A 15,270-nucleotide genomic window follows, 5' to 3' on the forward strand; every position below is an offset into this window, starting at 1 on the left:
AACGTTCCGAGAATGAAAAAGGCGGGAATAAAAGACGGAGGGCGGGAACCCTGTTTCCCGCCCTCCGTCTTTCCTTACTCCGCAGCCGCTTCCGCCTCGTGATCGGCGATGAAGCCGCCGGACTGGCGCCGCCACAGATCGGCGTAAATGCCGCCCATTGCCACCAGTTCCGCGTGGCTGCCCGCTTCCACGATCCGGCCCTTGTCCAGAATGATCAGCCGGTCCATTTCGGTCAGCGTCGAGAGACGGTGGGCAATGGCGATCACCGTCTTGCCTTCCATAAGCGAGAACAGGTTCTCCTGAATTGCCGCCTCGACTTCTGAATCGAGCGCCGAGGTCGCCTCATCAAGTACCAGAATCGGCGCGTTCTTGAGGAAGACGCGCGCAATTGCGATACGCTGGCGCTGGCCGCCCGACAGTTTCACGCCGCGTTCACCTACCTGGGCATCGAGGCCCTGGCGACCATGCATGTCGACCAGCGTTTCGATGAAATCCCAGGCATTGGCCCGCTTTGCTGCCGCAATCACCTGCTCGTCGGTGGCTTCCGGATGACCATAGGCAATGTTGTCGCGGATCGAGCGGTGCAGCAGCGACGTATCCTGCGTCACGACACCGATCAATTCTCGCAGGCTGTCTTGCGACACCTTGGAGATGTCCTGACCGTCGATGGTGATCCTGCCGCCTTCCAGATCGTAAAAACGCAGCAGCAGGTTCATCAGCGTCGTCTTGCCCGCCCCCGAACGCCCGACCAGACCGACCTTTTCGCCCGGCTTGATATCAAGCGTCAGCCCGTCGATCACGCCCTTGTTCTTGCCATAGTGGAAGCGGACGTTGTCGTAGCGGATGCCGCCCTGCGGGGCCGCAAGTTCCGGAGCCTTCGGAACGTCGACGATGTCATGCGGCTTCGTCATCATCGACATGCCGTCATAGACCGTGCCGATATTTTCGAACAGTGAGGTGACTTCCCACATGATCCACTGCGACATGCCGTTGACGCGCATCGCAAGGCTGATGGCAATGGCGACGGAGCCAGCCGTCACCGAACCCTGCATCCAGAAATAGAGACCGAGCGCGGCCGTTGAAAACAGAACCACCGCATTGTTCAGGTCGATCAGGATGTTGAAGCCGGAAATCTTGCGCATCTGGCGGTGAACGGTTCCAAGAAACACGTTCATGCCCTCACGCGCGTATCTCTCCTCGCGGCCCGCATGGGAAAACAGCTTGATCGTCGAGATATTCGTATAGCTGTCGACGATCCGGCCCGTCATCATGGAGCGCGCATCGGCCTGCTCCTGCGCCAGCCGACCGAGCTTGGGCACGAAATAGGCGAGGATACCCATGTAGATACCCAGCCAGACCAAAAGGGGGATAACCAGTCGCCAATCGGCAGCCGCGACCATGAACAGCATCGAAACGACAAAGCTGATCGCGTAGACGAAGACGTCGATGACCTTCAGTGCCACTTCGCGGATCGCCAGCGCCGTCTGCATGACCTTGGTCGAAACCCGGCCGGCAAATTCATTGGCGAAAAACGTCATGGAATGGCGCAGCAGGAAACGGTGCATTTTCCAGCGCGCAATCATGCCGAAATTGCCGGCAAGCGTCTGGTGCATCGTCATGGTGTGGATCGCGCCCATCAGCGGCAGCAGAAACAGCACCAGCCCGGCCATGATGATCAGATGCCAGCCCTCATCGGCAAAAAACGTCTCGCGATTGGCCGTGGAAAGCCAGTCGACGATATTGCCGAGGAATTTGTAAAGCATCGCTTCCGCAACGGCGATGCCCATCGACATCAGGCCGAGCAGCAGCAGCCACGGCCAGGCGGGCTTCACATAATGCCACAGGAACGGCAGAAGCGTCTTCGGCGGCACGGAAGGCGTCGAAGACGGAAAGGGATCGAGACGTTTTTCAAACCAGCCAAACATAGGCCAAGCTCCGGCAATAAATCGTCCCGTCGTCAAAGGTAAGCGGACGCAATATGGCCCACGACGGAACGGAAAAGTCTTTGAACATGGCCGTGACAGCCACATGACGAATCGGAATATGGGAAACGCGGCCGAGCCGCAGAGTAACACCTAGGCCAGCAGCAGCACTACTGGGGCCGGGAGGCGAATACGAATGTCATTTGGCATAAGAACCTCCCTTGGCTGGTGTTGAAGATATGGCCTTGTAGCGCAAAAATTAAGCAATGACCAGCCGGAAAGACACCGACACGCTCGAAAACTCAAGATGTGTCGAGTAGCACAATAGGACGGATTTACCCGCAAAGGTTTCCGACCACCGCCTGCCGTGCTGCATCGCCTTATTCGGCTGCGTCCTGCGCCTGACCACTCTCATATTCCGTGATCAACTCGATCATTCCGGCCTGAGTATGGCGCTTGAGTTCCCGCCGGTCGCTGGGCTGCGGGGCAAAGGTAACGGTCAGACCCGTATCCCTTATCGTGCCGATGGCGAAAGATGCGCCGGAGAGCATGCGTACGCCCTCATGCAGCCACAGAGGATCGGTCGCGAAATGCTGGCCGATACCGACCACGATGGGAATGCCCTGCCAGTGTGACATGCGGTCGTAATGGATGTGGCCTGCCAGAATACCAATGATGTCATGTTCGAACAGCAGCTCGTCCAGAATCTCGGTATCGTCAAAGGACAGGGATTCCCACTCCGCATCGGGACGGTCGAAATCAAGCGCCGGCGCATGGTGCATCACCAGCAGCTTCGGCAATTCGGGATGGTTTTCCAGCTCATCCTCAAGCCATTCGACCTGTCCGGGTTCGAAAGCACCCCCAACCTTGCCGGGAACGCTGGTGTCCATGACGATGATGTGAATGCCGGCAATCACCTCGGCATGGTCATAGGGCTCGTCCAGATCCTCGTGGCGATCGAGCATCACGGGATAAAATCCATCGCGGCGGTCGTGATTGCCGAGCGCGAAGAGCACAGGCATACCGAGTTCCGCTTCCTTTATCAGACGCTTGAGCTCCTCATAGCTGCCGGCATCGCCCCGATTGGTCAGATCGCCGCTGACGACGATGAATTCGGGCGGCGGCACCAGCGCCTTGATCTGCGCAAGCGTCGTGGAAAGCGTGGCCGAGGTCTCTGAATAAAGATCGTCATCCTGCACCTGCGGATTGCCCACATGCAGATCGGTCAGATGGACGAAATTCACCCGTTCGGACATGCTATCCCCCTGTTCCTGCGTGCAGAAGATCCGGCTCAAGTAGGCCGACGTCAACCGTTCCCCGATGGTTCGGGCAAGCCTGATGATGTACTGGTGAATGGGTAGCCGCCCAGTGTGTCACGCGCATGAATATCCGGTCTGTAATGGCACCCGAGAGGGACTTTTCGCAAACTGCCTGTCGTCCCTTGCCTGCGCGTGATAATCGGACGAGCACAGCAACCGCAGTGAGATCTCCATGTCCGGCACCACGACCGAAATCAGAATCGCCCTTTACCAGCCCGACATTCCCGGCAATACCGGCACCATCCTGCGGCTGGCCGCCTGCCTTGGCCTTGGCGTCGACATCATCGAACCCGCAGGTTTCGACATCTCGGATCGCAATCTGAAACGGGCCGGCATGGACTACATTGCGGCGGCCGCCCTCACGCGCCATGTCAGCTGGGATCGCTTCGAGGAATGGCGGGCAACCACCGGCCGGCGGCTCGTCCTCGCCTCCACCAAGGCAGCCCTGCCCTATACTGATACCACCTATCGTGCCGACGATATCCTGCTCTTTGGCCGCGAAAGTGCGGGCGTGCCTGATCACGTGCATGAAAAGGCGGATGAGCGAATCATCATTCCGATGGTCGCCGGGCAGCGCTCGATCAACGTTGCGATGTCGGCTGCGATGGTCACCGGCGAGGCCTTGCGCCAGACCTCATGGTCCTGACCTGCCATCTTTACAGCTAATTTTTCAGGCAAATTTGAAAATTGGCCGTTTTTGCCGCGAAACTGTCGCAACCCGGCCTGTACCGGAGGCGTTCACGCTCCTATACTGATTAGCCGGACAATAAAAATCGCCCTCGCCGAGACGGTCCGCCGGCGGGTGTGTGGAGACGTCGCATGCAGTCCACCATTGTCATCGTCAATCTTCTCGGCGCGGTCGCGCTGCTGCTCTTCGGCCTCGCCCAGGTGAAGGATGGCGTGACCCGTGCCTTTGGCATGAAACTGAGGAGCGTACTCGCCACCGGCACCCAGAACGGGCCCCGATCCTTCTTTTCCGGCTTCTTCGCCACCGTCGCGCTGCAGAGCTCCACGGCAACCGCTCTCACCGTCGCCTCCTTCGCCGAACGTGACCTCATCAAGCCGCGCATGGCGCAGGTTGTGCTGCTTGGCGCCAATGTCGGCACCGCCGTGACCGCGTGGATCGTGGCGGCGGGCGTCGAATGGTTGTCACCGCTTCTGATCCTCGCGGGCATCGTGCTCAAGAAGGGAAGCTCCAACGCCAGGCAGGGCGGCGGAACGGCGCTGATCGGCATCGGCCTGATGCTTTTGTCACTGCATCTGCTGAGCGGCGCGACCGAGCCCATGCGCGCCTCGCCCGCGCTTGCCGTCTTTATCGGCCTGCTCGACGGGGCCTGGCCGGTTGCGCTGATTTTCTCCGCGGTGCTTGCCTTCGTCTCCTCCTCCAGCCTTGCCGTGGTGGTGTTGATCCTGTCGCTTGCGGCCACCGGAACGCTTTCCACCGGCCTCGTCATCGTCCTCATTCTCGGCGCCAATCTCGGCGGCGCCATTCCTCCGGTCATCGCCACGCTTTCCGGCCCCGCCTCGGCGCGGCGCATCACCATAGGCAATCTCGCGGTGCGCACCACTGGCTGCCTCATCGCCCTGCCGCTCGCCTCCTATGGCGCGGAGTTCCTGCAGCAATTGCCGCTTTCACCCGCGAAACTGCCGGTCGACGCCCATCTCATCTTCAACGTCATCCTGGCCGCGCTCGCATGGCCCTTCTCGGGCCTCATCTCGGATCTGATGACGAAGCTGGTTCCCGGTGATCCGAAAGCCGAAGACGGCCCGAATTTCCTCGATCAACAGGCGCTGGCAACGCCGGTGGTGGCACTGGCCAATGCAACGCGGGAGGTCCTGGTCGTCGGCGACAGCATCGAGCGAATGCTGATCCGCGCCGAAAACGCCTTCAAGCACAACGACCTGGCGCCGCTTGCCGAAATATCCCTGCTTGAAAAAAAGGTCGACCGCCGCCAGCAGGAAGTAAAGGTCTATCTGTCCCAGCTCGGCCGCAAGGGGCTTGACGATGAGGATGCCCGCCGTTCGATCGCAATCATCGATTATGCCATCAACCTCGAACATATCGGCGACATCATCGAAAAGGGCATTTGCGAACAGATCCGCAAGAAGGTGCTGAACAGCTTCAAATTTTCCGATGACGGTTATGAGGAGTTGAAGACCCTGTTCGACATGACCATCGAGAACCTGCGCGCCGCCCAGAGCATTCTGGTGACCGGCGATTTCGAACTTGCCCGCAGGCTGATGGAAAGCAAGGTGGATATTCGCCGCCTCGAAAAACAATCCTCCAACCGCCATCTGGAGCGGCTGCGCGATGGACTGACGGAAAGCATGCAGACAAGCTCGCTGCATCTCGACATGCTGCGCGACCTCAAGCGTATCAACGCCCATATCGTTTCGGTGGCGCACCCCATTCTGGATGAAAGCGGCGTGCTGATCGAAAGCCGTTTGCGATACGCCGAGCCGCGCGCCTAGAGGATTTCAGGAAGCGTCGTCCGGTTTTTCGGTACGGAAAGACGAAAGCACTCTAAAAATCAGTCTGCCGAGGGAAGCCGGCGCATGGTGAATTCGATGCGGTCACCTTCCAGCTGCCGCCAGCTTTCCACTTCAGTCCAGTAAGCGGCCTTGGGAAAGCTGTCGAACCATTCTCGGGCCTTGGCGCGGGCTTCTTCGCGTCCCAGACAGAACGTTTGCCGCACGAACATGCCCTCACGCTTTTGTTCGCCGCCGGCGCTGTCGCGCTCCCTGCGGTGATTGGCAATTCTGCGCTTCAGCCCGTCGAGGGGCGGCGGTCCGGTAAATTTCGTCATGATATTCACCTCTGGCACCTACGTCTTTAAAGATAGTGTCGACACGCTGACTTGGCGAGTCGAATTTGTGCGCGGCGCAAACACCTGCTAGAGGCGGCATGACAGACTACACCGCAGGAGAATGAGACATGGAACGGCCGATCTTGCCGAAGGGCTTGCCCGAGGACATTGAAGACAAGAAGGCCGTTGCCCAGGCATGGTTCCAGCATCTGCGCGACACCATCGTCGCCTCCTTCGAAACCCTGGAAAACGAACTGACCGGCCCCTTGTCCGATCAGGAACCGGGCCGTTTCGTCCAGAAAGACTGGCTGCGTGACAATGGTGAAGGCGGCGGCGGCAAGATGTCTATGATGGAAGGGCGCGTCTTCGAAAAGGTTGGCGTGCACACCTCCACCGTCTACGGCGAATTTTCGCCGGAATTCCGCAAGCAGATACCGGGCGCGGAAGAAGACCCGCGCTTCTGGGCGTCGGGACTGTCGCTCATCGCCCATCCGGTCAATCCCAATGTGCCGGCCGTGCATATGAATACCCGCATGGTGGTCACCACCAGCCACTGGTTCGGCGGCGGCGCGGACCTGACGCCGGTGCTTGGCCGCAGGCGGACGCAACAGGACGCCGATACCCAGCTGTTCCACCGCGCCTTCGAGATCACCTGCAACCGCCATCCCGTGGCGGACTATCCACGATACAAGACGTGGTGCGACGAGTATTTCTACCTGAAGCACCGCGACGAGCCGCGCGGCACCGGCGGCATCTTTTTCGACTGGCTGCATCCGCAAGAGCAAAATGGCGGCTGGGACGCCAATTTCGCCTTCGTGCAGGATGTCGGCCGGGCCTTCAATCTGGTCTATCCGAAAATCGTCCGCGCCAATTTCAACCAGAACTGGACGGAAGAGGACCGCGACGAGCAGCTTATTCGCCGTGGCCGCTACGTGGAATTCAACCTTCTCTACGATCGCGGCACCATCTTTGGACTGAAGACCGGCGGCAATGTCGAATCGATCCTGTCCTCCCTGCCGCCGGTAGTGCGCTGGCCCTGAAAACCTCACGCAAATTTGACGCTTATCAGCCATTTTGTCGCAAATAGCGTAAATTAGGACTTATGGAAAAATCAAGGCAGTGGTAGTCTCCTCCCGCAGACGTACTGGAGGAGCTATCGTCATGATTACTTCGAACAGCATGCCTATTTCTGCTTCCGCCGAGGGAGCATCGCAATCCATCGATACCACCGCATTGATTGACCGCCTGGCCGCCGAAATGCGCTCAACGGGTGATCGCGAACTGCCGCATTCCTTTTATGTCGAACAGGTGAAACGCACGCTCGCCGGAAAAGCCGTGAAGCGCGCGGATAACGACGAACGATCCAGCACAAAAATCCCGCCGGCCGGGACGTCCTCCGTTTTCCAGTGCTGGGCGATGCCCGAATAAGTCCGGTATCAGCGCTCAAGGACGCCGCTTTGGAACATAAGCGGCGGACTTTTGTTTCATAACGGAAGGGCAGCACGTCACTTCAATGCTGCCTTTTTCTGAAGCAGGGAGGCAAGACCATGAGACTTTTTGAATGTGGAACGCTCGTGCCGGGCTGCGCCTGGCATACACGCGCAGATGACGATGCTGAAGTCGTCCGCCGCACGGTGGAGCATATGCGCTCGGCCCACGGCGAAACCGTTATCCGCGAAAATATGATCGAGAACATCAAGGCCCGCATCCGCGACGAGGCGAATGCGGCTTAGACCGGAGTGTCAGCGCTCTGGCAATATCAGTTCTGAAGCATCTCTTTAAGCCGGGCGGTCAGCGCTGCCCGGTCAAGCGAGAAATTGACGTCGATCCACTTTTCCTCAAGGCTTTTCAGCACCTCGCCGACCTGCGGACCGGCCGCGACGCCCGCTGCCATCACGTCTGCACCGCTTAACGGAAATCCGGGCTTCTGGAATTTCTCCGCCCTCGCCAGCAGTGTCGAAAACCGCGCAACCTTCTGCATGGCTGTCTCGCCGGCCGAAATATCGGCACGAGCGGAGGAAAGCGCGAGTTTCAGCCGCGTCTTCACGCCTTCAACACCTTGACGATAAAGCAGCCGGTCGAGCGCCGTCTCCTTCAGTTCGGGATCTGCCGGCGGGGCCGCGGCCCAATGGGCAAGGTAGGCAGCTTCTGCCTTCGACAGCCTCAGCCGCGCGGCCAGAGAGGCCATCCTCTCGCCATCCGGCGGCACGATCGCGGCAAGCCGCAGCATTGGATCTACCGCCCAGCCAAGAGCCTGCTCCGTCGCGACCAGACCGTGAATGGCGTCGATACCCCATTTCTCGGTTTCGGGAAGAATTTCCGTTAGAACGCCCGATTGCCGCATCCAGAGCAGGGCGCGGGAAGGATCGCGGGCCGAAAGCAGCTTTTTCAACTCGCTCCACACCCGCTCGGCCGAAAGCGTCGCCAGCCTGTCCTTGGCCCGTGCGCTGGCTCGCAAGCCATCGGCATCCGGGCGGCCAGAGCCATAATGGGCAAAAAAGCGGAAAAAGCGGAGAATCCGCAGATAATCTTCCGAAATTCGCGTCGCCGCATCGCCGATGAAGCGCACGGTTCCGGTTTCGATATCGGGCAACCCGTTGATGAGGTCGATGATCTCGCCCTTTTCATCGGCATAAAGAGCATTGATGGTGAGATCGCGCCGCTCGGCATCGGTCTGCCAGTCGGTGCCGAAGGCCACCTGTGCGTGGCGGCCATTGGTCTCCACATCGCGGCGCAGCGTCGTCACCTCGAAACCTTCACCGTCGATGACCAGCGTTACCGTGCCATGCTCGATGCCTGTTGGCACCGCCTTGATGCCCGCGGCCTTGGCCCGCGCAACAACCACGTCAGGGGTCAGCGTCGTGGCCATGTCGATATCGACCACCGGCAGGCCCATCAGCGCGTTGCGCACCGCGCCGCCGACGATCCGCACCTCGCCGCCATCGGCATTCAAAAGCGCGAAAATGCGCTTCAGTGCCGGTTTTTTGAACCAGTCTTGGCCGGCAAGGCTGTTCATGAATAAAACCTTTCGTAAATCGTCCTGACGATGCCCGCCGTAATGCCCCAAATGTAGCGTTCGCCATAGGGCATTTCATAGAAAAACCGCTCCTTCCCCTGAAAGATGCGGCTACCGCGCGCGTGGTTTTCAGGGTTCATCAGGAAGGACAGCGGCACCTCGAAAACTTCGTCCACTTCCGCCGGATTGAGCGTGAGGTCGAAGCCGGGCCGAACAACGGACAGCACCGGCTTTATCCGGAAACCCGTGCCGGAGATATAATCCGGCAATCGCCCCACAGTTTCCACGAAGGACCGGGACAGACCGATTTCCTCCTCCGCTTCGCGCAACGCTGCCTCTTCCGGCGTACGGTCCTCGGCGTCGATACCGCCGCCCGGGAAGGAAATCTGGCCGGAATGTTTGCGTAAGGTGGAGGTGCGCTGGGTGAAGATCACCCGGGCATCATTGCCGTCATCGATAACGGGGACCAGCACGGCGGCGTCTTTCAGTTTGATGCCGTTCCCGGACAGCACCACGCCCGGATTGAGGACATGGTCGCCATTTTCGCGCTCGGCCACTCCCTCGCCCTCCTGCAGCACCCGGCGGCGGAAGTCGCTGGCAGTAAAAGCCTTGAGGCCTATTGTCGTGGTCGTCATTGCGAGAGCCGTTCCAGTTCATTGGCGGGCATGACTGGAAAAACGACGCCGCCCGAGCGCACCGCGAACATGTCGACGCCGTTTACCTCGACCACTTCACCGAGGGCGACGAGGTCGTACATCACGGCTCGCGAGACAAGCGCTTCCAGACGGCCGCGGACCAGAAGATAAGGCTTCAACTCGCGGTTTTCGCCCGAAATTTCAAACCGCAGCGGATGCTGCCGTCCCGCCTCTACCACGTCGCCAACATTCGTCCGGAAAGTGAGCACAGGCTCCCCATCGTCCTCGCCCGCCGTCACCTTCATTTCCACGGCGATGAAAGGCGCATCGACGACCCGGATGCCGACTTTTTCCACAGGAGTTACAAGATAGGTTTTGCCATCCTCATCCTTGCGCAGAACGGTAGAAAACAGCCGCACCAGCGGCGCCCTGCCAATGGGCGTGCCGAGGTAGAACCAGGTGCCGTTAGCGCGGATTTCCATGTCGAGATCGCCGCAAAAGGGTGGATTCCAGCGGTCCACCGGGGCCGGTCCGCGCCTGGCGTCACCGGTCTGTTCCGCGGCGCGGGAAATCATCGCCGCAAGGCCGGCCGCATCATCAGCCGAATTTATCGTCTCCGCTGCCATATTCGAGTCTCGCTTTGCCGATAAGGAAATACTAAGTCACGACATAGTCATTCGAATGGCGCTTGTCAGCGGCCAAGAGAGCAATAAGCTATATGCAGCGCAAAATCCGTTCCGGCTGGCGCCAGCAAAACCGGAATGCAAATGTGACAGCGGCGAAGGTATGAGGAGAGCGACATGGGCGTGATGAATACCGGCGAAACCCTCGATGAAAACGCGATCATCGCCTCGGCCGAAAAGGCGCTGTCCGACATTGCGGCGATCCGCGCGGAAGTCTCCAAGGTTATCTTCGGCCAGGAAAAGGTGGTGCAGAACACCCTTCTCGCCATCCTCTCCGGCGGCCACGCCCTTCTCGTCGGCGTTCCCGGTCTTGCCAAGACCAAGCTCGTCACCACACTCGGCACCGTGCTCGGCCTCGACGCCAACCGCATCCAGTTTACCCCGGATCTGATGCCGTCAGATATTCTCGGTTCCGAAGTCATGGACCAGGATGAAAACGGCCGCCGCTCGTTCCGCTTCATCAAGGGACCGGTTTTTGCGCAGTTGCTGATGGCCGATGAAATCAACCGCGCCAGCCCGCGCACGCAGTCCGCGCTGCTGCAGGCCATGCAGGAATACCACATCACCATGGCCGGCCAGACCTATGAGTTGCCGAAGCCGTTTCACGTTCTCGCAACGCAGAACCCGCTGGAACAGGAGGGCACCTATCCGCTGCCCGAAGCCCAGCTCGACCGCTTCCTGCTGCAGGTGGATGTCGGTTATCCCGAGCTTGCCGCCGAACGCCAAATCCTGCTCGACACCACGGGCACCGCCTCGGGCGAAGCACGCGGCGTCATCGATGCGCCCCGCATGATGGAGATACAGGCGCTCATCCGCCAGATGCCGGTCAGCGACAAGGTGGTGGACGCCATTCTGTCGCTCGTCCGTTCCGCCCGCCCCGGCCACGGCAACAAGTTGACCGATAAGAACGTTGCCTGGGGTCCCGGTCCGCGCGCCGGCCAGTCGCTGATGCTGACGGCCCGTGCGCGTGCGCTTTACGAAGGCAGGCTCGCGCCCTCGCTTGACGATGTCTATGCGCTGGCCGAACCGGTGCTGGAACACCGCATGGCGCTGACCTTTGCGGCCCGCGCCGAAGGCATGTCGGTGCGCGATGTCATCGCTGCCCTCGCGGAGCAGGCGAAGAACTGAAGCGACGTTCGCGAAAGGACTGCATGTGGCATCCATCGGCCAGATCGTAGACAAGACGCCGGGTAGCGAAGTTCTGGCGCGCGCGCGCCAGCGCGCCGCCCTGGTGCCGGACTGCATGGTCGAGGCAAAGCGCATCGCCAACACCGTCACCGCAGGCTGGCATGGCCGCCGCAAGCGCGGCATCGGCGAAAATTTCTGGCAGTTCCGCCCCTATGCCGAAGGCGAAAGTCTCTCGCGTATCGACTGGCGGCGTTCGGCCCGCGACGATCATACCTATGTGCGTGACCGCGAATGGGAAGCGGCCCACACCATCTGGCTCTGGGCTGACATGTCGCCGTCGATGATGTTCAAATCGACCCTCGGTTCCGTTTCCAAGGAAAGCCGGGCCCTGGTGCTGATGCTGGCGCTGGCGGAAATCCTCGCGCGCTCCGGCGAGCGCATCGGCTGCCCCGGTATCATGGAACCGGTTTCGGCCCGGAATGCCGCCGAACGGCTCGCCACCGCGATCATGCATGCGCCGCCGACCGAAGGCATGCCGGAAACGGGCATGATCCGTGGCGCGAGCGACATCGTGCTGATCGGTGATTTTCTCGATGATGCACAGGCCGTGATGGAACGCATTTCACCGCTCGCACGGCGGGGCTTGCGCGGCCACGTGGTGGAAATTGCCGACCCGGCCGAAGAAACCTTCCCCTATTCCGGCCGCACCGAATTTAGCGATCCGGAAACCGGCGAAAAACTGGTGTCCGGCCGCGCCGAGACCATTCGCGAAGACTATACCCGCGCCTATCTCGCAAGGCGCGAGGCACTCTCCTCGTCGCTTCGCCGGCTGGGCTGGAACTTCGTGTTCCACCGCACCGACCATCTCGCTTCCGAGGCATTGGTGGCCATGCACATGTATCTTTCCGGCGCGCCGGCACAGGGCGGTGGGCAAGGCGGTGGCCGCCGATGAGCGCATTGCCTTTCGTCTTCACCAGCCCCTACATCCTCTTCGGCTTGCTGGCGCTGCCTGCCATCTGGTGGCTGCTGCGGCTGACCCCGCCGCGCCCCAAGGCGGAGGTCTTCCCGCCACTGAAGATTCTGGCGACGGTGTTGAAACGCGAGGAAACGCCGTCGAAAAGCCCGTGGTGGCTCACCTTGCTGCGCATGGCGCTCGCCGCCGCCGTGATTTTTGCGCTCGCCGATCCCGTGGTGAACCCACGCAACAGCAGCATCGCCGGCAGCGGCCCGCTGGTGCTGGTGGTTGACAATAGCTGGGCGTCTGCGCCCGAATGGGAGCGGCGCGTGGCGACCGCGGAAGCCCTGATCGGGGATGCAGAGCGTGCCGAGCGCCCCGTCGCCATCGCTTTTACAGCTGATGCCGAACACGACGCCGTGCCCGGAACGACAGCGGTCGCCCTGGAAAAGCTGGCAGCGGCAAAACCGAAGCCGCTCGTGCCCGATCGTGTCCGTATGGCCGAAGCCATCACCGAAGCGCTTAACGGCACGACCCCCGGCACCCTCGCCTATATCGCTGATGGCGTGCAGACGGCGCAGGACGAAAGCGCCCTGAAAACGCTGGCCAGTCTTTCACCAGCCGAATTCCGTATCGTCAGCGGCGACGGCAAGGCCATTGCCGCGATAACGGGCGCAACCAATAATGCCGACGCCATGAGCGTTTCGCTTTCAAGGCTCGATACTGCGGAAGCTGCCCGGTTGACGGTCAACGCGCAGGACAGCCAGGGCCGCATCCTCGCCAATGGCATCGCCACCTTCGCCCCCGGCCAGGCTGAAACAACGGCAACGGTGGAGGCGCCCTTCGAACTGCGCAACGATTTCGCCCGTCTTTCCCTTGAAGGTGTTTCCACGGCGGGTGCAGCGCATCTTCTCGATGACGGCTTCCGCCGCCGCCGCGTGGCGCTGCTGGCAGGCGAAACCGGCAACGACTTCCAGCCGCTGCTGCAACCGCTTTATTACATCAGCCGCGCACTTCAGCCCTTCGTCGATCTCATTCCGCAGCGGCAGGCCGATCTGGCGCAGGCTATCCCGGAAATCCTGCAATCCAACCCCTCCGTCATCGTCATGGCCGATATCGGCCGTCTGCCGCAGGAAACCTATGAGCCGATGCAAAAATGGCTTGCGGGCGGCGGCACGTTGATCCGCTTCGCCGGGCCGCGCCTTGCCGCAGCCCCCGCCGACGACCCGCTGGTGCCGGTGACGCTGAGACAGGGCGAACGTGCGCTCGGCGGCGCGCTCTCCTGGGCTGAACCACAGCCGCTTGCCGATTTCCCTGCATTCGGCGCTTTCGCCGGCATGCCGAAAGCCGATGGCATTCTCGTCAAACGCCAGGTTCTAGCCGAGCCGACACCGGACCTCGCCGAACGCACCTGGGCAAGCCTTGCCGATGGCACGCCGCTCGTCACCACCCGCAACGTCGAGGCAGGCCGCATCGTGCTGTTCCATGTCAGCGCCGAGGCCAGCTGGTCCGACCTGCCGATATCAGGCCACTTCGTCGATATGCTTCGCCGTATCGTGCAATTGTCCAAGGCGGGCGGCGCTTCGGCTTCCGCCAATGCCCCGGCCGCCGCTCTGCCACCCTTCCGACTGCTGACGGCGGAAGGCGCGCTATCTGCCGAAATCGGCACCGCCCGGCCGCTGGAAATGCGCGCGGGCCAGCTTCCGCGCACCGGTTTCGACAATCCCCCCGGCCTTTACGGCACAGAGGATGGTTTCGTGGCTCTCAATCTCCTGCCCGCAGGTGCGACGCTGCGCCCGTTCGATAGCTCTGCCGCCGGTGTCAACACCTCGAGCGAAGCCTTGATCGGCGAGACGGCGAAATCGCTGCGCCCTGCCCTCTTCATCGCTGCCTTCCTGATGCTGATCGCCGACAGCCTGATCGTGCTCTTCATGAACGGCGCCTTCGCCCGCCTGCCGAAAGCCCGCAGCGCCACGGCCGCGACCATACTCCTCGCCCTCGGCGCCTTTGCTGCGGTGTCGCCCACCGATGCCCGTGCCGACGATCCCAAACCCGGCGACGAGCAGATATTCGAGCGGCTGGATACCACCCATCTCGCTTATGTCCGCACCGGCGAAGACGATGTCGATCGCATTTCAGAACAGGGTTTACAGGGTTTGAGCGAATTCCTGACCTGGCGCACGACGCTGGAGCCCGGCCAGCCTGTCGGCCTCGATATTTCCAAGGATGAATTGTCCTTCTACCCAATCATCTACTGGCCGGTTTCGGCCTCCGCGCCCATGCCGTCCAGCGCCGCTATCTCGCGCATCGACGCCTATATGCGCGCCGGCGGCACCGTGCTGTTCGATACGCGTGACCAGTTCTCCTCGCTCGATACCGGCGCGACCAGCGCCAATGGCGAGCGTTTGCAGGCGATCCTCGCCAATATCGATATTCCGCCGCTGGAGCCCGTGCCGGAGGATCACGTCCTGACGCGTTCCTTCTACCTGCTCACCAATTTCCCCGGCCGTTACAATGGCTCGCCGCTCTGGGTGGAATCGCGTCAGGGTGCCGCCAAGACCACCTCCGGCCTCTCCTCCTCCGGGGACGGCGTGACGCCGATCATGATAACCGGCAATGATTTCGCCGGCGCATGGGCCGTCGATGCGCAGGGCGCACCGGTTCTGCCCACCGTTCCGCCTGACGAGATGCAGCGCGAACATGCCTTCCGCTCCGGCGTCAACATCATGATGTATATGCTGACCGGCAACTACAAGGCCGATCAGGTCCACGTTCCGGCACTTCTCGAACGGTTGGGGCAGTGAC

The 15,270-nt window shown here is 61.2% G+C and carries 14 protein-coding genes; 8 read left to right on the plus strand and 6 right to left on the minus strand.

Annotated elements, in window-relative coordinates; genetic code table 11:
• Window positions 1-74: 74 nt before the first annotated feature.
• Together BTN45_RS09935 and BTN45_RS09940 are read right to left on the minus strand one after the other, a co-directional pair.
• Window positions 75-1,925 carry an ABC transporter ATP-binding protein gene (locus BTN45_RS09935; RefSeq protein WP_045532037.1) on the minus strand — a complete coding sequence of 617 codons (1,851 nt, stop codon included), beginning with the start codon at window positions 1,923-1,925 and terminating at the stop codon, window positions 75-77.
• Between the two features lie 377 nt (window positions 1,926-2,302).
• On the minus strand, window positions 2,303-3,178 hold the full coding sequence (locus tag BTN45_RS09940; protein ID WP_137068880.1) for a phosphodiesterase: 876 nt from the start codon (window positions 3,176-3,178) through the stop codon (window positions 2,303-2,305).
• A gap of 235 nt (window positions 3,179-3,413) precedes the next feature.
• Between BTN45_RS09940 and BTN45_RS09945 the strand changes: the two genes are divergently transcribed.
• Together BTN45_RS09945 and BTN45_RS09950 are read left to right on the plus strand one after the other, a co-directional pair.
• Entirely contained in the window at window positions 3,414-3,887 is a 474-nt protein-coding gene (locus BTN45_RS09945) for a tRNA (cytidine(34)-2'-O)-methyltransferase (protein WP_112554088.1), read from the plus strand.
• Window positions 3,888-4,060: 173 nt separating this feature from the next.
• On the plus strand, window positions 4,061-5,713 hold the full coding sequence (locus BTN45_RS09950; RefSeq protein WP_022556698.1) for a Na/Pi cotransporter family protein: 1,653 nt from the start codon (window positions 4,061-4,063) through the stop codon (window positions 5,711-5,713).
• Window positions 5,714-5,772: 59 nt separating this feature from the next.
• On the opposite strand, the gene BTN45_RS09955 is transcribed toward BTN45_RS09950, so the two are convergent.
• Window positions 5,773-6,048: a hypothetical protein gene (locus BTN45_RS09955; protein WP_004442978.1), complete on the minus strand. Its 276-nt coding sequence runs from the start codon at window positions 6,046-6,048 to the stop codon at window positions 5,773-5,775.
• A 128-nt stretch (window positions 6,049-6,176) separates the two neighbouring features.
• Between BTN45_RS09955 and hemF the strand changes: the two genes are divergently transcribed.
• From hemF to BTN45_RS09970, 3 genes are all read left to right on the plus strand, one after another.
• Window positions 6,177-7,088, plus strand: coding sequence for an oxygen-dependent coproporphyrinogen oxidase (hemF, locus tag BTN45_RS09960; protein ID WP_004442979.1), 912 nt, complete (start codon window positions 6,177-6,179; stop codon window positions 7,086-7,088).
• 121 nt (window positions 7,089-7,209) lie between these two features.
• Window positions 7,210-7,476: a hypothetical protein gene (locus BTN45_RS09965; RefSeq protein WP_112554090.1), complete on the plus strand. Its 267-nt coding sequence runs from the start codon at window positions 7,210-7,212 to the stop codon at window positions 7,474-7,476.
• A 119-nt stretch (window positions 7,477-7,595) separates the two neighbouring features.
• A complete protein-coding gene (locus BTN45_RS09970) occupies window positions 7,596-7,781 on the plus strand; it encodes a DUF1059 domain-containing protein (protein WP_004442982.1) in 186 nt (61 codons plus the stop codon).
• 26 nt (window positions 7,782-7,807) lie between these two features.
• Here the strand turns inward: BTN45_RS09970 and BTN45_RS09975 are convergent, their stop codons facing one another.
• Genes BTN45_RS09975 through BTN45_RS09985 form a run of 3 tightly spaced genes read right to left on the minus strand, consistent with a single transcriptional unit; the run spans window position 7,808 to window position 10,325 of the window.
• Window positions 7,808-9,064 carry a CCA tRNA nucleotidyltransferase gene (locus BTN45_RS09975; RefSeq protein ID WP_207587505.1) on the minus strand — a complete coding sequence of 419 codons (1,257 nt, stop codon included), beginning with the start codon at window positions 9,062-9,064 and terminating at the stop codon, window positions 7,808-7,810.
• Window positions 9,061-9,699, minus strand: coding sequence for a CoA pyrophosphatase (locus tag BTN45_RS09980; RefSeq protein WP_207587507.1), 639 nt, complete (start codon window positions 9,697-9,699; stop codon window positions 9,061-9,063). Before BTN45_RS09980 ends, BTN45_RS09975 begins: the two co-directional genes overlap by 4 nt.
• Window positions 9,696-10,325 carry a DUF1285 domain-containing protein gene (locus BTN45_RS09985; RefSeq protein WP_207587509.1) on the minus strand — a complete coding sequence of 210 codons (630 nt, stop codon included), beginning with the start codon at window positions 10,323-10,325 and terminating at the stop codon, window positions 9,696-9,698. Before BTN45_RS09985 ends, BTN45_RS09980 begins: the two co-directional genes overlap by 4 nt.
• A gap of 174 nt (window positions 10,326-10,499) precedes the next feature.
• On the opposite strand from BTN45_RS09985, the gene BTN45_RS09990 reads away from it, so the two are divergent.
• From BTN45_RS09990 to BTN45_RS10000, 3 genes are read left to right on the plus strand one after another with little or no spacing between them, the layout of a single operon-like run.
• A complete protein-coding gene (locus BTN45_RS09990; RefSeq protein WP_207587511.1) occupies window positions 10,500-11,510 on the plus strand; it encodes a MoxR family ATPase in 1,011 nt (336 codons plus the stop codon).
• Window positions 11,511-11,535: 25 nt separating this feature from the next.
• Window positions 11,536-12,462, plus strand: a complete 927-nt coding sequence (locus BTN45_RS09995) for a DUF58 domain-containing protein (protein WP_004442988.1) — start codon at window positions 11,536-11,538, stop codon at window positions 12,460-12,462.
• A complete protein-coding gene (locus BTN45_RS10000) occupies window positions 12,459-15,269 on the plus strand; it encodes a DUF4159 domain-containing protein (protein ID WP_207587513.1) in 2,811 nt (936 codons plus the stop codon). The genes BTN45_RS09995 and BTN45_RS10000 overlap by 4 nt, the downstream gene beginning before the upstream one ends.
• Window position 15,270 lies beyond the last annotated feature (1 nt).

It is taken from the genome of Rhizobium sp. ZX09 (assembly GCF_017357485.1).
Classification (GTDB): domain Bacteria; phylum Pseudomonadota; class Alphaproteobacteria; order Rhizobiales; family Rhizobiaceae; genus Agrobacterium; species Agrobacterium pusense.